Raw genomic sequence first — 18,742 nt, 5'->3', positions numbered from 1 at the left:
CGAAAACGCCGGCGACCCCGGCCAGAAGCACGCAGGAAAGGACATGAATCGCAAGGGTGACAAATCGCTGATCGTTGGCCTGGACATCGGCACCTCCAAGGTGGTGGCGCTGGTGGGCGAGTATTCGCCGGGCAACCCGATCGAAGTGATCGGCATCGGCTCGCACGAATCGCGCGGGTTGAAACGTGGCGTGGTGGTGGACATCGAATCGACCGTGCAGTCGATCCAGCGTGCGGTGGAAGAAGCCGAGCTGATGGCCGGCTGCGAGATCCGTTCGGTGTACGCCTCGATCTCCGGCAACCACGTGCAGTGCAAGAACTCGCCGGGCATCGTGCCGATCCGCGACGGTGAAGTGACCTGGGGCGACCTGGATCGCGTGCTCGACGCGGCCAAGGCGGTGGCGATCCCGGCCGACCAGAAGATCCTGCACGCGATTCCGCGCGAGTACGTGCTGGACGATTCGCAGGAAGGCATCCGCAACCCGGTCGGCATGACCGGCGTGCGCCTGGAAGTGCACGCGCACCTGGTGGTGTGCGCGCAGTCGGCGGCGGCCAACATCAGCAAGTGCGTGCAGCGCTGCGGCCTGCAGGTGGACGACCTGGTGCTGTCCTCGCTGGCCTCCAGCGTGGCGGTGCTGACCGCCGACGAGCGCGAGCTGGGCGTGGTGCTGGTCGACATGGGCGCCGGTACCACCGACATCGCGGTGTTCGTGCAGGGCGCGATCTGCCACACCGCCTCGCTGCCGATCGCCGGCGACCACGTGACCAACGATATCGCGCACATGCTGCGCACGCCGACCCCGGAAGCCGAGCAGATCAAGGTGCGCTATGCCTGCGCCCTGGCCCAGCTGGCCACGGCCGAGGAGAGCATCCAGGTGCCGTCGGTCGGCGACCGCCCGCCGCGCCGCATGCCGCGCCATTCGCTGGCGCAGGCCGTGCAGGGTCGCTACGAGGAGATCTTCGAGATGGTGCAGGCCGAACTGCGCCGCTCCGGCTTCGAGGAACTGGTGCGCGCCGGCATGGTGCTGACAGGGGGCGCATCGAAGATGGAAGGCGTGGTCGAACTGGCCGAGGAAATGCTGCAGATGCCGGTGCGCGTGGGCATCCCGCAGCACGTCACCGGCCTGGGCGAAGTGGTCGGCAATCCGGTGCACGCCACCGGCGTGGGCCTGCTGCTGATGGGCAGCCAGATCGAGCACCCGCGGCGGCCGTCGCTGCCGACCGGGCGCGCTGGAAGCATGTTCAAGAAGCTCAAGACCTGGTTCCGCGGCGAGTTCTGACGCGGAACCCGTAACTCCGGGCCCTGCCCGGCGCAACACCCGCAGTACCCGCATCACAACGCAACAACGCACTACACAACCCACACAGCCGCAACGGCAACATGACACGCGAAGGCAGGAGGCCCGACCGTCCATGCCACCGACAAGCGGATACAACGAGGACACGGACATGGCGCATTTTGAACTGATCGAAAAGATGGCACCCAATGCGGTGATCAAGGTGGTTGGCGTGGGCGGCGGCGGCGGCAATGCCGTGGCGCACATGGTCAACTCGGCGGTGGACGGCGTGGAGTTCATCACCGCCAACACCGACTCGCAGGCCATCAAGAATTGTGGTGCCAAGCTGCAGCTGCAGCTGGGTACCAACGTGACCAAGGGCCTGGGCGCAGGCGCGAACCCGGAAGTCGGCCGCCAGGCCGCGCTGGAAGACCGTGAGCGCATCATGGACGCGCTGCAGGGCGCGGACATGGTGTTCATCACCGCCGGCATGGGCGGCGGCACCGGCACCGGCGCTGCGCCGGTGGTGGCGCAGCTGGCCAAGGAAATGGGCATCCTGACCGTGGCCGTGGTCACCAAGCCGTTCCCGTTCGAAGGCCGTCGCCGCATGCAGGTGGCGCTGAAGGGCATCGAGGAACTGAGCCAGCACTGCGACTCGCTGATCACGATCCCGAACGAGAAGCTGATCACCGTGCTGGGTCGCAACGCGACCATGATCCAGGCCTTCCGCGCCGCCAACGACGTGCTGCAGGGCGCCGTGCAGGGCATCGCCGACCTGATCGTGCGTCCGGGCCTGATCAACGTCGACTTCGCCGACGTGCGCACCGTCATGTCCGAAATGGGCCTGGCGATGATGGGTACCGGCACCGCACGGGGCGATGACCGCGCCCAGGCCGCTGCCGAATCGGCGATCCAGAACCCGCTGCTGGACGATGTGAACCTGGCCGGTGCCAACGGCATCCTGGTCAACATCACCGCCGGCGCGGACTTCACCATGGCCGAGTTCGACGAGATCGGCCGTACCATCGACGGCTTCGCTTCGGAAGACGCCACCGTCGTGGTCGGCACCGTGCTGGACCCGGACATGCAGGACGAAGTGCGCGTGACCGTGGTGGCCACTGGCCTCAACCGCGTCTCGGCCAGCAAGACCCAGCGTCCGGGCGAGCGTGCACCGATCAAGCTGGTCCGCAACGCCACCACCGGCCAGCCGGAGTTCGGCGAGTTCGACAACGGCGGCGACGCCGTGTCCAAGGCCGTGGGCGGCATGGGCCTGGGCCTGCGTCGCGCCAGCAGCGATACCGCGGCCGCTTCCGCCCCGTCGGCCCCGGCGGCTTCGGCCCCGGCAGCGGCGGAACTGCCGAACGACTACCTGGACATCCCGGCCTTCCTGCGCCGCCAGGCGGACTAAGCGGGGCGGCCCGGGGTTGTCCTCCCCGGGTTGCGCCACCATGTCCTGAAAATGCGGGCGCCGGGCCAGGATGGGCCCGGCTGCCCTGCTTCACGCGCTTTCCCAGCGGCGTGCCGGTGTGTCCTGCCGGTGGCTGTCACTGGCGTTTCAGCCAGGGTAGGGGAGTGCGCGTGTTAATCTAATGTGTCACTTCCGGTCCATCCCCATGATCCAGCAACGCACCCTCAAGAACACGATCCGCGCCACCGGCGTTGGCCTGCACAGTGGTGACAAGGTCTACATGACCCTGCGCCCGGCACCGGTCAACCATGGCATCGTGTTCCGCCGCGTGGACCTGGACCCGGTGGTGGAAGTGCCGGCCAAGGCCGAACTGGTCACCGAAGTGACCCTGTGCACCGGCCTGACCTGCAACGACGCCAAGATCCAGACCGTCGAACACCTGATGTCGGCGCTGGCCGGCCTGGGTGTGGACAACATCATCGTCGAACTGTCCTCGGCCGAGCTGCCGATCATGGACGGTTCGTCCGGTCCGTTCGTGTTCCTGCTGCAGTCGGCCGGCATCGTGGAACAGGATGCGCCCAAGCGCTTCATCCGCGTGCTGAAGACCGTGGAAGTGACCGAGGGCGACAAGGTGGCCCGCTTCACCCCGTACGAGGGTTACAAGCTGGGCTTCACCATCCAGTTCGACCACCCGATGATTCCGGCCAAGCAGTCGCGCCAGGAAATCGAGTTCTCGACGCTGGCCTATACCAAGGAAATCTCCCGCGCGCGTACCTTTGGTTTCATGCGTGACCTGGAGTACATGCGCGAGCGCAACCTGGGCCTGGGCGGTTCGATGGACAACGCCATCGTGCTGGACGAGTTCCGCGTGCTCAACGAAGACGGCCTGCGCTACGCCGACGAATTCGTGCGCCACAAGATTCTTGACGCTATCGGCGACCTCTATCTGGCCGGTGGCCAGGTGCTCGGCGCCTACGAGGGCTTCAAGTCCGGCCACGCGCTCAACAACAAGCTGGTGCGGGCCCTGATGGCCGACGCCAGCGCCTGGGAATGGGTCAGCTTCGACTCGCCGGCCACACCGGATCCGGTGGAATACGCCACCCCGGCGTATGCCTGATTCCATAGGCTGTTGAATTTAAAGATAAAAACGCCGCCTTCCTGGGCGGCGTTCTTGTTTCCGCCGTCGCCGACGCATTCAGCGTGCTTGAAAGACGTCAAGGCTGGTTCAAGGTCACGGTTTTGTGAACCTGTTGGATCAGAAGCCTGAATTTAACGCAGTTTTAACAACAATCTAACGACAGGCCCCCGGATGGCCGCTAGGATGCGACCCGGCCCCCGAAATGTTTCACGCCGTGGTGACACGCGCGACGGGGAGCGGAGCCGGATGCTCCGTTGCCATCAGGACCGTTTCTTCGGCTTCGAAGGAACGTCCTGCAGGCAAGCCAAGGCGTCGCGTAGCCCTTTGTGCGTGGCGGCTGAAACTGCGTGGGGTCCATTCCGGTTGTCGAGCGCTGGGGAGCGCGTGGGAGTGGGAGACGCAGTCTTGATGGTCACCCTGGTGGCCTTCAGCCCGATGGAACGGGCCGCGTCGAGCAGCTGGGCTTCGGCAAGCCGCAACTTGGCATGCCAGACCGGGGACTCGACGAGAAAAACGAGGTGTTCCCCGTCCACATTGGCCAGCCGGCAACGGCTGCGCAGAGGTGGCGGCAACTGGGGGCGCAACTGACGGTCCAGCGCGTCGAGCCACAAGGCACGCCGCAGCGGGTTGCCGCTTTTGTCCGCCATTACCGCATCCAGCGCCGGTTTCGGTGCCGACGCGGGGCGAACGCTGGATTTCGGCTCAGACATGAAAACTCACTGATGGCATTCAAAAAGATCGTAATCAAAACGCGTGAAGGACAGGCCAAGTCGTCGCCGATCGCGCGTTTGCGGTTCTATTTCGAGGACCGCCCCCGCGCCCTGCTGGGCAGCGTGCTCGGGGTAGGCTGCATTATCGGCCTTGCTGGCGGCATTGGCGCCAGCGCGCTGAATGATTCCCGGCTGCAGGCCAAGGTCGAGCGCCAGGATGCGGAACTGGCCAAGGTCAAGCGCGATGCACAGACCCAGGTCAATGCACTGGCGGCCCGCCTCGGCGAGCTGCAGGCCCAGGCGACCCGCCTCAACGCCCTCGGCGAACGGCTGACCCAGATGGGCAAGCTGGAGGACGGCGAGTTCGACTTCAACGAGACCCCCGGCCTCGGTGACGGTGACGCAGGCGGCCCGACCAGCGACATCCCGGTCAAGGATGTCAACGCCGACTTACAGGTGCTGGAGCAGCGCTTCGCTGCTTCAGGCCGCCAGCTGTCGGTGATGGAATCGCTGATGTTCGACCACCAGCTGCAGCAGAACGCGGTGCCGTCGCGCATGCCGATCCGCAACAGCTATGTGACCTCCGGTTTCGGCACCCGTGCCGACCCGTTCGGCCGCGGTGCCGCCACCCACAAGGGCATGGACTTCCACGCCAAGGTCGGTGACCCGGTGATGGCCGTGGCCGAAGGCGTGGTCAGCTTCGCCGGCGTCAAGGGCGGCTACGGCAACGTGGTCGACGTCGACCACGGTAACGGCTACGTCACCCGCTACGCGCACAATTCGCGCCTGGTGGTGAAGGCCGGCGACCTGGTCCGTGCCGGCCAGGAAGTGGCCAAGGCCGGTTCCACCGGGCGTTCGACCGGTGCCCACGTGCACTTCGAGGTGTGGGAGAACGGCAATGTGGTCAACCCGCGCAAGTTCCTCGGCGACGGCGGCAACACGCCGGTCGGCCGCGTCAGCCGCGGCTGATCCCAACGCCGGGCATGGCCCGGCGCTACCGGCACGCCGTCGGATCCCGGCGGTAGCGCGGGGCCATGCCCCGCGAGCGCGAAGCGCGGCCGCCAGGACCCCGGTCCCGGCCGCCTGGACGACCGCAAAGGGTTGAAACCCCTCACGCCCGTCCCAAGCTACAATGGGTGTTGCCATCGACAGGGCGCCAGGCGCCCTGTTTCGTTTGCGGCGGACGGATCCCCAGGGGGAGGCCGGGCGTCGTGTCCATCCAACCCGGTTCCTTCAATGATCAACAGCCTGCTTACCCGCGTATTTGGCAGTCGTAACGAACGACAGCTGCGCCAGCTCAACCGCATCGTCGCCAAGATCAATGCGCTGGAGCCGGAGATCGAGAAGCTGTCCGACGAGCAGCTTCAGGCCAAGACGCCGGAGTTCAAGCAGCGCATCGCCGATGGTGAAGCCCTGGACAAGGTGCTGCCGGAAGCGTTCGCGGTCTGCCGCGAAGCCGGTCGCCGCGTGCTGGGCATGCGCCACTACGACGTGCAGCTGATCGGCGGCATGGTGCTTCACCTGGGCAAGATCGCAGAAATGCGCACCGGTGAAGGCAAGACCCTGGTGGCGACCCTGCCGGTGTACCTCAACGCGCTGGAAGGCAAGGGCGTGCACGTGGTCACCGTGAACGACTACCTGGCCCGCCGCGACGCCGCGCAGATGGGCAAGCTGTACAACTGGCTGGGCCTGAGCGTGGGCGTGGTGTACCCGGGCATGCCGCACAGCGACAAGCGCGAAGCATACGCTGCGGACATCACCTACGGCACCAACAACGAATTCGGCTTCGACTACCTGCGCGACAACATGGCGCTGTCCAAGGCCGACCGCTACCAGCGCGGCCTGCACTACGCCATCGTCGACGAAGTCGACTCCATCCTGATCGACGAAGCGCGCACCCCGCTGATCATCTCCGGTCCGGCCGATGATTCCCCGGAGCTGTATATCCGCGTCAACCGTGTCGTGCCGCACCTGGTCAAGCAGGAAGCGGAAGACGGCGAAGGCGATTTCTGGGTCGACGAGAAGGGCAAGCAGGTGCACCTGTCCGAAGCGGGCATGGAGCACGCCGAGCAGCTGCTGGTCGAGGCCGGCATCCTCGATGGCGAAACCGAAGGCCTGTACGCGGCGCAGAACCTGACCGTGGTGCACCACCTCAACGCCGCCCTGCGTGCGCACGCGATCTACCAGCGCGACGTTGACTACATCGTGCGCGACGGCGAAGTGGTCATCGTCGACGAGTTCACCGGCCGTACCCTGGCCGGCCGCCGCTGGTCCGATGGCCTGCACCAGGCGGTGGAAGCGAAGGAAGGCGTGCCGGTGCAGCGCGAGAACCAGACGCTGGCGAGCATCACCTTCCAGAACCTGTTCCGCATGTACAAGAAGCTGTCCGGCATGACCGGTACGGCCGATACCGAAGCGTTCGAGTTCCAGAGCATCTATGGCCTGGAAGTGGTGGTGATCCCGACCAACCGCCCGACCATCCGCAAGGACAGCCCGGACCAGGTGTTCCTCAACCGCAAGGGCAAGTTCAATGCGGTACTGGCCGACATCGAAGAGTGCGCCAAGCGCGGCCAGCCGGTGCTGGTGGGTACCACCTCGATCGAAACCTCGGAAATGCTGTCCGAGCACCTGAGCAAGGCCGGCGTGAAGCACGAAGTGCTCAACGCCAAGCAGCATGACCGCGAAGCGACCATCGTCGCCAACGCCGGCCGTCCGGGCGCGGTGACCATCGCCACCAACATGGCCGGCCGTGGTACCGACATCGTGCTGGGCGGCTCGCTGGAAGCCGAGATCCACGCCCTGGGCGAGGACGCGACCGACGAGCAGAAGGCCGCGGTCAAGGCCGAATGGCAGAAGCGCCACGAGGCAGTAAAGGCGGCCGGCGGCCTGCACATCGTCGGCACCGAGCGCCACGAATCGCGTCGTATCGACAACCAGCTGCGTGGCCGTTCGGGCCGCCAGGGTGACCCGGGTTCGTCCCGCTTCTACCTGTCGCTGGAAGACAACCTGATGCGCATCTTCGCCTCCGACTGGGTGCAGAAGGCCATGCGCATGATGGGCATGAAGGAAGACGACGTCATCGAGGACCGCCTGGTCAGCCGCCAGATCGAAAAGGCGCAGCGCAAGGTCGAGGCCCACAACTTTGACATCCGCAAGAACCTGCTGGACTTCGACGACGTCAACAACGATCAGCGCAAGGTGATCTACGCCCAGCGCGACGAGCTGCTGGACGCCGAATCGGTGAAGGACAACGTCGACGGCATCCGTGACGACGTGATCTTCGACATCGTTGCGCGCTTCGTGCCGCCGAACTCGATCGACGAGCAGTGGGACCTGCGTGGCCTGGAAGCGACCCTGGAGTCGGACTTCGGCCTGCAGATGTCGCTGACCGACCTGGTCAAGCAGCATGAGGAACTGGACGCCGAGGCCATCGCCAGCAAGGTCCAGGAGCGCGTCAACCAGCACTTCGCCGAGAAGGAAGCCAGCCTGGGCGAAGAGACCATGCGCGCGCTGGAGAAGCACGTGATGCTGACCGTGCTGGACCAGAGCTGGAAGGAGCACCTGGCGCGCATGGATTACCTGCGCCAGGGCATCTACCTGCGTGGTTACGCGCAGAAACAGCCCAAGCAGGAATACAAGAAGGAAGCCTTCGAGCTGTTCTCGGACATGCTGGAGAACGTCAAGCGCGAAGTGGTGACCCTGCTGGCCCGCGTGCGTATCCGCAGCGACGAGGAAGTGCAGGCCCTGGAGGCCGCCGAGCGCCAGCAGGCGCAGGCTCGCCTGAGCCAGTCGCAGTTCCAGCACCAGGATGCGGGCGGCTACAGTGCCGACGAGGAAGCCGCGCAGGTGCAGGCTGCCCAGCAGGGGGTGGCCACGCTGCAGCGCGACGAGCCGAAGATCGGCCGCAATGATCCGTGCCCGTGCGGCAGTGGCAAGAAGTACAAGCACTGCCACGGCCAGCTGAGCTGATCCCGAAGAGCCCCGCGAAAGCGGGGCTTTTCGTTTGTTGCGGGGGAGCTGCACCGGATCCGTGATTGCGCCGGCCGCCCTGTTCTGGGCATGCTTCCTCCATGCCTTCCCCCACCCGATCGATCCACGTCGTGGCCGCCGTCATCACCGACGCCCGTGGCCGCGTGCTGCTCAACCGCCGTACCGAGAACCGCGACATGGCCGGCCTGTGGGAGTTCCCCGGCGGCAAGCGCGAATCCGGCGAGACCTCTGAACAGGCGCTCGTGCGCGAGCTGCGCGAGGAACTGGGCATCGAGGCCGATGTCGGCGAGTGGCTGATGGACGTGCCGCAGCGCTATCCGGACAAGCACCTGACCCTGGAAGTGCGCCATGTGCGCAGCTGGAAAGGCACCCCGCGTGGCCGCGAAGGCCAGGCGATCACCTGGGTGGCGCAGGACAAGCTGGGCCGCTATTCGATGCCGCCGGCCGACCTGCCGGTGGTGGCCGCACTGCGCCAACCGGACCGCTACCTGATCACGCCGGCGCCGGATGACGATGCCAGCGGCGTGCAGCACTGGCATGACTGCCTGCAGCGCGCGGTCGCGGCGGGCCAGCAGCGCATCCAGCTGCGCCTACCACCGGAACACCCGCAACGGCAGGCGATGATCGAACAGGCCGTGCGCGCGCATCGTCGCGGCGTGCAGTGGCTGCTCAACCGCGATGTGGCGCTGGCACGTGCACTGGGCGTGGGGGTGCACCTGGGCAGCGAGCAGCTGCAGGACCTGCAGGAACGGCCCTTGCCGGAAGGGCAGCTTGTCGCCGCGTCCTGCCACGACCTGGAGCAGCTGCAGGCGGCGCAGCGGCTGGGCTGCGACTTCGCGGTGCTCGGCCCGGTGCAGGCCACGGCCAGCCATCCCGATGCGGTGCCGCTGGGCTGGGAGGCCTTCGCCGCGCTGCGCGCGCAGGTGTCGCTGCCGATCTACGCGTTGGGTGGGATGGCCGCCGGCCATATCGCCGAAGCCCGTCGCCATGGTGGGCAGGGTATCGCTGCGATTGGTGGGCTGTGGCCGGCGTGAGCCGGCATGCGGGGTCCGATCCCTGCGCAGCAGGGCTCTGACCCCATCGCGGCAATCCGGGGCCGGAGCCCTTTCCGCTGGAAAGGGCTCCGACCCGTCCGGTTACAACGTGATCCAGAAACACCCATACTGCCGCCGCAACCCCAGCACCGTCGAAGCGCGCGACACGCTGCCGGGCAGCGTCTGTTCCAGGCGCAGGCCGACCGGATGCCGCACGGTCGGCGGCTCCGGGTCGGATCCCTGCGCCGCAGGGCTCTGACCGTCCTCCTGCGAGGACGCCAGCCCCTGTGACGGATACACCGGTACCACGTCCACCAGCGGCCGCCGCGCCAGCGATTCCAGTTGACCGAGGATGCGCTGCGCACCGGCATCGGAGACCGCGCCCCACAGGTACAGCGACGACAACCGGTTCACATCGTTGCTGAGGATGCCGATGCGCAGCGCGTCCACCAGCTCGCTAAGGCGCCGTGGGCAGCGCGCCCCCAGGGTGTCTCGCCGCAGGGTGCTGCCGGTGGACGCGGGCGGTGGCAATCGTGATCGGGCGCCGACGCTGTCGCAGGGCCGGTCGGTATACACGCTCTGGCCCTGCGCATCGGTGCAGCGGTTCAAGCGCGTGGACTGCGCATGGACAACGCTCGATGCCGAGCACAATGACAGCAGCAACAGCAGGAAGGAAAGCCGGTTCATCGACGCAGGGTAGCGCCGATCGCGGTGGCATGGCGTGCTTTCAGCCGTGCAGCAGCTTCAGCACCGACGTGGTCGGCTTGGCCAGGTTCAGGGTGTAGAAGTGCAGGCCCGGCGCGCCGCCCTCGACCAGGCGCTGGCACAGCCTGGCGACCACTTCGGTACCGAACGCCCGCACCGATTCGGCGTCATCGCCATAGGCCTGCATCTTGCGGCTGATCCAGCGCGGGATTTCCGCACCGCACTGCTCGGAGAAACGGCGCAGTTGGCTGAAGTTGGCGATCGGCATGATGCCTGGCGTGATCGGTACCTGCACGCCGAGCCGGCGCACGGCATCGACGAAGTGGAAGTACGCATCCGGGTTGTAGAAATACTGGGTGATCGCCGCGTCGGCGCCGGCATCGATCTTGGCCTTGAAGTGCTTGAGGTCGGCCAGTGCATCGGAGGCCTGTGGATGGGTCTCCGGGTAGGCGCCCACTTCGATGCGGAACGCATCGCCGTGTTCGGCGCGGATGAACTCGATCAGCTCGGCGGCGTAGCGCATGTCGCCGGGAAACCCCATGCCGGAGGGCAGGTCGCCGCGCAGCGCGACCAGGCGATGGCAGCCGATGGCGCGGTACAGCTTGAGCAGTTCGCGGATCTCCTGGCGGGTGCCGCCGACGCAGGACAGATGCGGCGCCGCCTCGAAGCCATGGTGCTGGTTGAGATGGCGCACGGTCTCGGAGGTATAGCTCAGGGTCGAGCCACCAGCGCCGAAGGTACAGGACACGTACTCGGGGCCGTAGTCCTTCAGCTTGGCTGCGGCACGATCCAGCTGGCTGCGCTGTTCGTCGGTCTTGGGCGGATAGAACTCGAAGCTGATGGCGGTCATGGTACGGGCGGCAGCGGCGGGTGCGGATCAGTATATCGCTCCATCAAGATGGATGTTGTCAATTCGTACGGGTGTGCACCGTCCGTCGCCTGCGACCGTTCGCCCCGGCGATCGGCCGCTGCTCCGAAATCGCAACCCGGGTGCCGTGGTCGGCGCCACGCTGTTCCCATCCCGGCAACACCCACCCGACGAAGGAGCAAATGATGAAGATATTCCTGGCACTCTGGTATGCAATGAAGGCCTTGGCCCGGCTGGCGATGATCGGCATGGCGATGGCCGTGCTCGGTTCCGGCTCGGCGCACGCCGCCAGCGCCCCGGCGGCGGGTAAGGTGCAGGTCGAGGTGGTCGGCAAAGGTCGCCCGCTGCTGATGATCCCCGGCCTGAACAGCAGCGCCGGGGTCTGGCGCGAGACCTGCCTGGCCCTGAAAGCTGTGCAGTGTCATCTGGTGCAGCTGCCGGGCTTTGCCGGTGCGCTTGCGGCCGATCCGCGCCCGGCCGAGTTCCTGCCGGCGATGCGCGGGCAGCTGCTGGCCTACCTGCATGACCAGCACCTGGGGCCGGTGGTGGTGGTTGGCCACAGCCTCGGTGGCCTGCTGGGCCTGCAGATGGCGCAGACCGAGCCGAAGGCGGTCAGCGCGCTGGTGGTGGTTGACGCACTGCCGTTCCTGCCGGCCGCGCGTGACCCGAAGGCTACCGCTGACAGCGTGCGGCCGATGGCCGACCAGCTGCGCAAGGGCATGCTGGCCGCCGACGCTGCGCAATGGCAGGCGCAGCTGAAGGCCGGCCTGCCGGGGATGACCCGCGATCCGCAGCGGCAGGCCGAGCTGGGCCGCTGGGGCGAAGCCAGCGACCGCCAGACCACGGCCGATGCCATGCATGCGGTGATGACCACCGACCTGCGTGACAGCATCGCCTCGATCACCGCACCGACGCTGGTGCTGGGCAGCTGGGCCGGCTACCAGCCGATGGGCGGCACCGAGGACAGCACGCGCGCGGTGTTCCAGGCGCAGTACGCGAAACTGCAAGGCGTGCAGATCGCGATGAGCGCGCAGGGTTTCCACTTCCTGATGTGGGATGATCCGCGCTGGCTGCGCAGTCAGGTGCAGGCCTTCCTCGACCACCACCACTGAGTTTCAACACGCCTCGAAATGGACATGCCGGATTCCTCCTCGACGGTACGCTTCTGGCTGCTCAATGCGCTGGTGTGGGCGCTCTATGGCGTTGCCGGAATCGGCCTGCGCCAGGCCTATTTCAGCGATGCCGGAAGCGCAGGCGTGTTGATCACGCTGGGTCTGGCGTTGGCCTTGTTCGGGTGCAGCGGTGCCATCCGTGCGCTGGCGCTGCGTGCCGACTGGTGGGCGCGCGGCACGGCCGGGCTGTTGCTGCGGCTGGCGCTGTCGGTGGCATTGGGCGCGGCAGTGGCGCAGCTGCTGGTGAACATCGCGCTGCACTCGGCGCTGGCCTGGAACTGGGTGAGCCTGGGGCGGCAGACGGCCGACTTCAGCCCCAAGGCGCTGCTGCTCTACTGGTACACCACTGCGGTGATGCTGGCCCTGTGGGCAGCGCTCTGGGCAGGCCTGCACAGCCTGCGCCGGATACGCAGTGCGGAACTGGCGCGCCTGCGTGCCGAGGCCGAGCGCAGCGCGCTGGAGCGCGATGCACTGCGTGCACGGCTCAACCCGCATTTCATGTTCAATGCGCTGAACAACCTGCGCGCGCTGATCCTGGAAGACCCGGAGCGTGCGCGCGACATGGTCACCCGCCTGTCGCGCACGCTGCGCCAGGCGCTGGCACACAACCGCAGCGAGCAGGTCACCCTGGCCGAGGAACTGGTGGTCGTGGACGACTACCTTGCCATCGAGGCAGTCCACTTCGAACAGCGCCTGCAGGTGAACCGGCAGATCGATGCCGACGCCCTGCAGGCACAGCTGCCGGCGATGGCGCTGCAGCTGCTGGTGGAGAATGCGATCAAGCATGGCATCGCCAGCCGCCCGGGCGGCGGTGAGGTGCAGATCCGTGCCACGCTGGACAATGACGTGCTGCGTCTGCAGGTGGACAATCCGCTGGGCAGCGCCAACGAGCCCACCCATGGCCATGGCGTTGGCCTTGCCTACCTGCGTGCGCAGCTTGGCACGCAGGGTCGTTTCACCCTGCAGCCGGTCGGCGACCGCATGCAGGCCCTGCTGGAGATTCCGCAATGAGTGGCGTGCTGCGTGTGTTGATCGTTGATGACGCACGGCTGGCGCGCCAGGAGCTGCGCACGCTGTTGTCGGCGCTGCCGTGGGTGCAGTGCGTGGGCGAGGCCGACGATGTGCCGGCCGCGCGCGAGGCGATCGCCACGCTGGCCCCGGACCTGGTGCTGCTGGATGTGCAGATGCCCTCCGGCAGCGGTTTCGACGTGCTGGACAGCCTGGAGGTGGTGCCGGCCGTGGTCTTCGTTACTGCCTACGACACCTACGCGGTGCGCGCGTTCCAGGCCAATGCGCTGGACTACCTGGTGAAGCCGGTGGAAGCGCCGCGGTTGCTGGAGGCGTTGCAGCGGGCGCGCCAGCGCGAAGTGGTGGCGGCCGAAACGCCGGAGTCGCGCGGCACGCTGGGCGCGCAGGACCAGGTGTTCGTGCGCGAGGGCGAACGCTGCTGGTTCGTAGCGGTGTCCGAGATCCGCCGGCTGGTGGTGGATGGCAACTACACCCGGCTGTGGTTCCGCGACCAGAACGCCCTGCTGACCCGCAGCCTGAGCGCGCTGGAGGCACGCCTGCCACAGGATCTGTTCTTCCGTGCCAACCGCAACACGCTGGTCAACCTGCGCCGCATCCGCGGCGTGACGCCCAGCATCGCTGATGGTTATGACCTGGCGCTGGATGACGGCAGCGAGGTGGAGGTGTCGCGCCGGCAGGCGCGTGAACTGCGCGAGCGGATTGCGTTGTAGCTGCCGCTACAGCTCGGCACTGACGGGGCTGGTGAGGAAGCCCCACAACAACCGCGCCATCACGGCGGGCGAACGTGCCTGCTTGCGCGCATAGGCCAGCAGCGCATCCAGCCGCGGGCGGTCGTAGAGATGGCCGGCAAGCAGCACCGCGTGCACGCGGCGGGTACTGGCGGTTTCGTGCAGCGGATTGCCATCGAGCAGCACCAGATCGGCCACCTTGCCGACCTCGACGCTGCCATGCAATGCCTGCAGGTCCAGATGGCGCGCGGCCTGCAGCGTGGCTGCGCGCAGCACGTCGGCCTGGCTCAAGCCGGCCTGCCGCAGCCACTGCAGTTCATCGTGGTAGCGGAAGCCGCCCAGCCCGGTATCGGTGCCGACCAGCACGGTGACGCCCGCACGATGCGCGGTGCCGGTCAGCGCCAGCCCGTGCTCGAAGTAGGCCTTCAGTGCGTCTTCGCCGCGCAGGCCGGGGTAGCGCGCCACGGTGGCCTGCAGGTCATCACGCCACGCCCAGCGTGAAAGCGGATCGAGATAGGCCAGGCGTGGATCGTTGATGAAGGCGGGGTCGCGCGCACGCGCATCCTCTTCGCGAGTGACATGGGTTGGTACGAACGCGGCACCGCTGGCCTGCATCACACCGAACGCCTCGTTGCAGAGCGCGGGCCGGTAGCCGCCGACCATGCGTTCGGCCAGCGCGGTTGGATCCTCGCTGTCGAGCATGCCACCGCGCCACGCCGCCGCGTTGTCGAAGCAGTGGCGTACGAACAGATGGGCATGCTCGAAGCTGCGCTGGCCTGCCTGCAGTGCGCCCTCCAGCGGTACCGCTTTGGGCAGGTGGCCGACCAGCGGGCGACGCAGCTGCTGCGCCTCGGTGGCCAGCCGCTGGTAGGTATCCGCACGCAGCCGGTTGTAGACCTTCAACGCGTCGACGCCGCGCGCGCTGTACGTGCGTGCACGCTCGGCGGCGGCCTCCGGCGCAAGTGACGGATCTTCAAAGTAGAAGCTTGCGACCTGCACGAAGCGCGGCGCAACCTGCTGCCCGGCAATGGCCTGTGCGGTCCAGCGGCGTTTGTCGGCCACGCAGGCGATCAGCGGATCGGTGGCCTGTGGGCAGTCCATCATGTCGCGGGTACAGGTAATGCCGTTGGCCAGCATCAACGGAAACTGCAGTTGCGGTGACAGCTGCAGTGCATGGGTGTGCATGTCCCAGAAACCGGGCAGCAGCCAGCGTCCGCCCGCATCGAGAACCGGCAACGTGGTCTCCGGCGGGTCTTCACCGATGGCGGTGATGGTGCCGTTGCGCACGGTCACCGTGGTGGGTTCGCTGGCCTGGCCGCGGGCGATGTCCACCACGCGTGCGTTGACGATCACGTGACTGTTGCCGGGGTGGGGCAGCGGTGGTGCAGACAGCGGCCAGAGCAGGGCGGCGGTGAACAACAGGGGGGGGACCAGCAGGAGCAAGGCCAGCACGCGCGGCCAGCGGCGACGACGGGCGGAGCGGGGTAGTGCATCCATGAACCGGCAATCCTTGCATGGGGTCGCCTGCAGGGTGCGCCAACACGGTTGGCGATGCCAGTGACCATCGGCATCCCGCCCTCCATGCGGCGTGGGCAGGTACTCTGTGCAGCGGATTCCCTGATCACGCCGCGCCATGTCCATCGTTCTCACCGATTTCGCCCGTCCCCGCCTGTTCCCGCGCGTACCGCGTGGCAACACGATCCAGGACTGCACTGCCGAACAGTTCGAAGCGCACCTCAACGCGCACGCGCCGATGAAGGTACTGGACGGCTATGCGCCGTTCTGCAAACTGTTCGTCTACGAGAACTGGACCAGCACGCGCTGCCTGACCGTGCCGATCACCGAGGCCAACCGCCATCTGCTGCGCAGTGGTTACGAGGCACGCAATCGCGAGGAACTGCCGGTGCTGGTGCGCTGGTTCGAGGGCGTGGAGTCGCCGCGTGCGAACTATCTGGTGGTGATCCTGTACAGCGCCGAGCAGCTGGCGAAGGAAGGCTCGCCGATCGAGGCCGACTGGGGCATCGTCGGCTGTATCTATACTGCCGAGCCGGCAGAGGTGCCGATGGCGCCGATCACGATGATGCGCAATGCGCTGGGCGTGGAAGAGGGCGGTTCCGGCGTGCCGTTGGACCGCGAGGCCTACCGGCGTTCTGTCGAGTTCTGGGAGAGCAACGCGAACTGGCGGCCGTGAGCGATATTGGTCATCCACGCATCGCGTGAGTGTACGGACCGCAGTAGAGCCACGCCATGCTTGGCTGCCTGGCCTTCAGGCAGCTTTCCATTCCCACCACGGGTAGTGGTACTCGCGGTCGATGGCCTGCCAATGCTGGCCGCAGTGCATGCAGGCAACGTTGTGGCAATCGCCCCAACCATCCTCGGCCTCCTGCAACGCGAGCAGCTGCATCTGCCCTTGTTCGATCAAGCGGCGCGGATCGAAGAACGGGTAGCCGGGATTGAGCGCGCACAGGCAGCCTGCGTGCGCCTGCCAGTGACGCAGCCGTTTCAGGGCCGCCTCCAGATGCGCCTGGTTGCTGATCAGCATGCCGCCGAGGGTGATGCTGTGGCAGCTACGTTCAATCAGGTCCACATGCGCGGCCAATGCGTCCAGCGACGGTGCACTGAACAGTCGTGCGACGATGCGGGCGGCGTCGGTGATGCGCGTCGCGTCGCGCGACAGCAGGTCCTGCAGCAGCACATCGGCCTGCGCGTCTTCCAGCCTGGGCGGCGCCGCCGCAGACCACGGCCAGCGCATCAGCGTGACTTGCCGATGGCAGCGTAGTGGCCGGCGGTCAGGCGCAGCAGATCGGCCGGTGCCAGTTCCACTTCCAGGCCACGGCGGCCGGCGCTGACGTGTAGCGTGGGCAACACCTGCGCGCTGCCATCCAGGAACGTGCGCAGGCGCTTCTTCTGCCCCAGCGGGCTGATGCCGCCGACCAGGTAGCCGGTCGCACGCTGCGCGGCGTCGGCGGCGGCCATCTCGCACTTCTTGCAGCCGGCCGCTTCGGCCAGCGCCTTCAGGTCGAGCTGACCGGCGACCGGCACGATTGCCACCAGCAGTTCGTGTGCTTCAGTGCTGGCCAGCAGGGTCTTGAACACCTGGGCCGGGTCGAGGCCGAGCTTGTCGACGGCTTCGCCGCCATAGGATTCGGCGTGGGCGTCGTGCACATAGCTGCGCACGGTGTGGGCGATCTTCTCGCGCTTGAGCAGGTTGATGGCCGGAGTCATGGGCGCATCCTAGCGCGGGACAGGGGCGTTGCCTTGACCGAGACTCGCGCCTCAATGCAGAACGGGCGCCCAAGGGCGCCCGTCCCGGCTGCGATCGGCTGCATCCAGCATCAGCGCGACATCGATTGCTGCGTCTGTATCTGTTCCTGGGTCTGCCGCTGTGACAGCTCGTTGTCCAGCGCCTGGCTCTGCCGCGTGCTGTCCTGCAGGTTCTGGTTCACCGCCTGCGACAGGTCGACGTAGGTGCGGTGCATGGCGGGATCGCCGAGCTGGCCCTGCACCGCGAACACGCCCTGGTTGTCCGGCCGCGCCAGCACGGTATCGACCTGGCTCATGCCGGCCAACTTTGACTCGTAAGCCACCTGGCCTGCGGCGTTCTCGAGCTGGCTGCGGTCATTGAACAGCGGCGACAGGCCGCCCTGGCGACGCTGTTCTTCCAGTGCCTCCAGCTTTTCCACGACCTGCTGGTAGCGGGGGTGGTCGGCGTGGCCCGGGGTGGCCATGGTCGGCTCGGCCGCCGGTGCGCGCTGCTGCGTGGCCGCCTCCAGCGCCCCCAGGGTTGCGCCGCCGGCCTTGCCGTCAACGGTGAGCTGGTGGTCACGCTGGAACTGCTTGACCGCTTCCACGGTGCCGGGGCCGAAATCGCCATCGGCCACCAGCGGCTTGCCGTCCTTGCCCAGGTAGCCCAGGTCGGACAGCTTTTGCTGCATGGCCTGCACCTCATCGCCCTTGCTGCCGCTGACCAGCACGCCGTTGCCCGCAGGCGTGACAGGTGACCCGTGCGAGGGAGCATGGGTGGGGGTGATGCCGATCTGGACCATGGCCCGGTCGAAGCGCTCATCGCGGCTGGCTACGGCGGCCTGCGACTGGATGCCGTATTTGGTGGCATCGACGAAGTTCTGCACGTCGCCGCGCGTCGGCGGATTGCCGGCCTGGACGGTGCCGCCCTGCAGCTTTTCCGCATTGCCGGCCAGATAGCTGATGAACTGCGGGCCCATGCTGCCGAACTGGTTGTCATAGTCCGCCATGGCCAACTGCAACTCCGGGTTGGCGGCGATGGCATCGGCCGCGGCCGGATTGGTTGCACGCACCTTGGCGATGGCCTGATCGACACGCTCGATGGCGCTGTCCAGCTTGGCGTTGGTGAGCTCGTCCATCCTGGCCTGCGGAATGGCCTGCAACTTGGCGTCGAGCGCCGCCAGCTGCTGGGTGCTTAATCCGCCCTGCTGGGACAACAGTGCGATGTCGCCATCGGTGAAGCCGTTGTCGCGCAGGAAGCGCCTGGCCTGCGGATTGCCGCCGACATCGAACTGCACCAGCCCGAACGAATAGGTGCTTGCGCCTTTCTGTGCGTATGAGAAGTGGTCCAGGTGGCGGGTGTTGCCGCCCAGCTCGGTGTTGAGGAACAGCGTGGACAGCTGTTCGCGCGTAAGGGTGGAATCCGTTGCCATGGTCATCG

The 18,742-nt window shown here is 67.0% G+C and carries 17 protein-coding genes; 10 read left to right on the top strand and 7 right to left on the bottom strand.

Features of this window, described 5'->3' with window-relative positions; genetic code table 11:
- Positions 1–43 precede the first annotated feature (43 nt).
- The 3 genes from ftsA (at position 44) to lpxC (ending at position 3,801) form a co-directional block, all read left to right on the top strand.
- A complete protein-coding gene (gene ftsA / locus RCF13_RS14375; protein WP_005408083.1) occupies positions 44–1,279 on the top strand; it encodes a cell division protein FtsA in 1,236 nt (411 codons plus the stop codon).
- Between the two features lie 169 nt (positions 1,280–1,448).
- A complete protein-coding gene (gene ftsZ, locus RCF13_RS14370; RefSeq protein WP_005415297.1) occupies positions 1,449–2,684 on the top strand; it encodes a cell division protein FtsZ in 1,236 nt (411 codons plus the stop codon).
- A 205-nt stretch (positions 2,685–2,889) separates the two neighbouring features.
- A complete protein-coding gene (lpxC, locus tag RCF13_RS14365) occupies positions 2,890–3,801 on the top strand; it encodes a UDP-3-O-acyl-N-acetylglucosamine deacetylase (protein ID WP_061478389.1) in 912 nt (303 codons plus the stop codon).
- Between the two features lie 281 nt (positions 3,802–4,082).
- Here the strand turns inward: lpxC and RCF13_RS14360 are convergent, their stop codons facing one another.
- Positions 4,083–4,532: a DUF721 domain-containing protein gene (locus RCF13_RS14360; protein ID WP_049413132.1), complete on the bottom strand. Its 450-nt coding sequence runs from the start codon at positions 4,530–4,532 to the stop codon at positions 4,083–4,085.
- Positions 4,533–4,544: 12 nt separating this feature from the next.
- On the opposite strand from RCF13_RS14360, the gene RCF13_RS14355 reads away from it, so the two are divergent.
- From RCF13_RS14355 to RCF13_RS14345, 3 genes are all read left to right on the top strand, one after another.
- Complete coding sequence (locus RCF13_RS14355; RefSeq protein ID WP_033834438.1) at positions 4,545–5,501, top strand: M23 family metallopeptidase; 957 nt, start codon at positions 4,545–4,547, stop codon at positions 5,499–5,501.
- A gap of 267 nt (positions 5,502–5,768) precedes the next feature.
- Positions 5,769–8,501, top strand: coding sequence for a preprotein translocase subunit SecA (secA, locus tag RCF13_RS14350; RefSeq protein WP_134968160.1), 2,733 nt, complete (start codon positions 5,769–5,771; stop codon positions 8,499–8,501).
- Between the two features lie 101 nt (positions 8,502–8,602).
- Complete coding sequence (locus RCF13_RS14345) at positions 8,603–9,556, top strand: Nudix family hydrolase (protein ID WP_134968161.1); 954 nt, start codon at positions 8,603–8,605, stop codon at positions 9,554–9,556.
- A gap of 102 nt (positions 9,557–9,658) precedes the next feature.
- Here RCF13_RS14345 and RCF13_RS14340 read toward each other — a convergent pair whose 3' ends face one another.
- Both RCF13_RS14340 and metF read right to left on the bottom strand, forming a co-directional pair.
- Entirely contained in the window at positions 9,659–10,243 is a 585-nt protein-coding gene (locus tag RCF13_RS14340; RefSeq protein WP_134968162.1) for a DUF4124 domain-containing protein, read from the bottom strand.
- 40 nt (positions 10,244–10,283) lie between these two features.
- Positions 10,284–11,111: a methylenetetrahydrofolate reductase [NAD(P)H] gene (gene metF, locus RCF13_RS14335; protein ID WP_005415304.1), complete on the bottom strand. Its 828-nt coding sequence runs from the start codon at positions 11,109–11,111 to the stop codon at positions 10,284–10,286.
- 203 nt (positions 11,112–11,314) lie between these two features.
- On the opposite strand from metF, the gene RCF13_RS14330 reads away from it, so the two are divergent.
- The 3 genes from RCF13_RS14330 to RCF13_RS14320 are packed head-to-tail and all read left to right on the top strand — an operon-like array spanning position 11,315 to position 14,040.
- Positions 11,315–12,241, top strand: a complete 927-nt coding sequence (locus tag RCF13_RS14330) for an alpha/beta hydrolase (protein ID WP_134968163.1) — start codon at positions 11,315–11,317, stop codon at positions 12,239–12,241.
- 24 nt (positions 12,242–12,265) lie between these two features.
- Complete coding sequence (locus RCF13_RS14325; protein WP_049413147.1) at positions 12,266–13,312, top strand: histidine kinase; 1,047 nt, start codon at positions 12,266–12,268, stop codon at positions 13,310–13,312.
- The gene (locus tag RCF13_RS14320; RefSeq protein WP_308141276.1) at positions 13,309–14,040 is read left to right on the top strand and encodes a LytTR family DNA-binding domain-containing protein; all 732 of its coding nucleotides are present in this window, start codon (positions 13,309–13,311) and stop codon (positions 14,038–14,040) included. Before RCF13_RS14325 ends, RCF13_RS14320 begins: the two co-directional genes overlap by 4 nt.
- Before the next feature lie 6 nt (positions 14,041–14,046).
- Here RCF13_RS14320 and RCF13_RS14315 read toward each other — a convergent pair whose 3' ends face one another.
- Positions 14,047–15,555 (bottom strand): amidohydrolase family protein, encoded by a 1,509-nt coding sequence (locus RCF13_RS14315; protein ID WP_308141275.1) that lies wholly within the window; start codon positions 15,553–15,555, stop codon positions 14,047–14,049.
- A 136-nt stretch (positions 15,556–15,691) separates the two neighbouring features.
- Between RCF13_RS14315 and RCF13_RS14310 the strand changes: the two genes are divergently transcribed.
- The gene (locus RCF13_RS14310) at positions 15,692–16,249 is read left to right on the top strand and encodes a DUF3228 family protein (RefSeq protein ID WP_134968165.1); all 558 of its coding nucleotides are present in this window, start codon (positions 15,692–15,694) and stop codon (positions 16,247–16,249) included.
- A gap of 75 nt (positions 16,250–16,324) precedes the next feature.
- Here the strand turns inward: RCF13_RS14310 and RCF13_RS14305 are convergent, their stop codons facing one another.
- The 3 genes from RCF13_RS14305 to RCF13_RS14295 form a co-directional block, all read right to left on the bottom strand.
- Entirely contained in the window at positions 16,325–16,810 is a 486-nt protein-coding gene (locus RCF13_RS14305) for a hypothetical protein (RefSeq protein WP_134968166.1), read from the bottom strand.
- Positions 16,810–17,283: a Cys-tRNA(Pro) deacylase gene (gene ybaK / locus RCF13_RS14300; protein ID WP_134968167.1), complete on the bottom strand. Its 474-nt coding sequence runs from the start codon at positions 17,281–17,283 to the stop codon at positions 16,810–16,812. The genes RCF13_RS14305 and ybaK overlap by 1 nt, the downstream gene beginning before the upstream one ends.
- A gap of 110 nt (positions 17,284–17,393) precedes the next feature.
- On the bottom strand, positions 17,394–18,734 hold the full coding sequence (locus RCF13_RS14295) for a peptidoglycan-binding domain-containing protein (RefSeq protein ID WP_231352549.1): 1,341 nt from the start codon (positions 18,732–18,734) through the stop codon (positions 17,394–17,396).
- Between the last annotated feature and the right edge of the window lie 8 nt (positions 18,735–18,742).

This window comes from Stenotrophomonas maltophilia group sp. RNC7, from assembly GCF_030910085.1.
GTDB lineage: Bacteria > Pseudomonadota > Gammaproteobacteria > Xanthomonadales > Xanthomonadaceae > Stenotrophomonas > Stenotrophomonas sepilia.
The sequence above is the reverse complement of the archived record's forward strand: the minus strand, read 5'-3'. Positions and strand labels throughout refer to the sequence as shown.

What these genes read in the sequence shown, in the direction of transcription:
- RCF13_RS14310 (WP_134968165.1), top strand. Translation starts at nt 15,692, where the DNA reads ATGTCCATCGTTCTCACCGATTTCGCCCGTCCCCGCCTGTTCCCGCGC.
- RCF13_RS14355 (WP_033834438.1), top strand. Translation starts at nt 4,545, where the DNA reads ATGGCATTCAAAAAGATCGTAATCAAAACGCGTGAAGGACAGGCCAAG.
- RCF13_RS14340 (WP_134968162.1), bottom strand. Translation starts at nt 10,243, where the DNA reads ATGAACCGGCTTTCCTTCCTGCTGTTGCTGCTGTCATTGTGCTCGGCA.
- metF (WP_005415304.1), bottom strand. Translation starts at nt 11,111, where the DNA reads ATGACCGCCATCAGCTTCGAGTTCTATCCGCCCAAGACCGACGAACAG.
- RCF13_RS14320 (WP_308141276.1), top strand. Translation starts at nt 13,309, where the DNA reads ATGAGTGGCGTGCTGCGTGTGTTGATCGTTGATGACGCACGGCTGGCG.
- RCF13_RS14315 (WP_308141275.1), bottom strand. Translation starts at nt 15,555, where the DNA reads ATGGATGCACTACCCCGCTCCGCCCGTCGTCGCCGCTGGCCGCGCGTG.
- secA (WP_134968160.1), top strand. Translation starts at nt 5,769, where the DNA reads ATGATCAACAGCCTGCTTACCCGCGTATTTGGCAGTCGTAACGAACGA.
- RCF13_RS14305 (WP_134968166.1), bottom strand. Translation starts at nt 16,810, where the DNA reads ATGCGCTGGCCGTGGTCTGCGGCGGCGCCGCCCAGGCTGGAAGACGCG.
- RCF13_RS14325 (WP_049413147.1), top strand. Translation starts at nt 12,266, where the DNA reads ATGCCGGATTCCTCCTCGACGGTACGCTTCTGGCTGCTCAATGCGCTG.
- ybaK (WP_134968167.1), bottom strand. Translation starts at nt 17,283, where the DNA reads ATGACTCCGGCCATCAACCTGCTCAAGCGCGAGAAGATCGCCCACACC.
- ftsA (WP_005408083.1), top strand. Translation starts at nt 44, where the DNA reads ATGAATCGCAAGGGTGACAAATCGCTGATCGTTGGCCTGGACATCGGC.
- lpxC (WP_061478389.1), top strand. Translation starts at nt 2,890, where the DNA reads ATGATCCAGCAACGCACCCTCAAGAACACGATCCGCGCCACCGGCGTT.
- RCF13_RS14360 (WP_049413132.1), bottom strand. Translation starts at nt 4,532, where the DNA reads ATGTCTGAGCCGAAATCCAGCGTTCGCCCCGCGTCGGCACCGAAACCG.
- RCF13_RS14345 (WP_134968161.1), top strand. Translation starts at nt 8,603, where the DNA reads ATGCCTTCCCCCACCCGATCGATCCACGTCGTGGCCGCCGTCATCACC.
- RCF13_RS14330 (WP_134968163.1), top strand. Translation starts at nt 11,315, where the DNA reads ATGAAGATATTCCTGGCACTCTGGTATGCAATGAAGGCCTTGGCCCGG.
- ftsZ (WP_005415297.1), top strand. Translation starts at nt 1,449, where the DNA reads ATGGCGCATTTTGAACTGATCGAAAAGATGGCACCCAATGCGGTGATC.
- RCF13_RS14295 (WP_231352549.1), bottom strand. Translation starts at nt 18,734, where the DNA reads ATGGCAACGGATTCCACCCTTACGCGCGAACAGCTGTCCACGCTGTTC.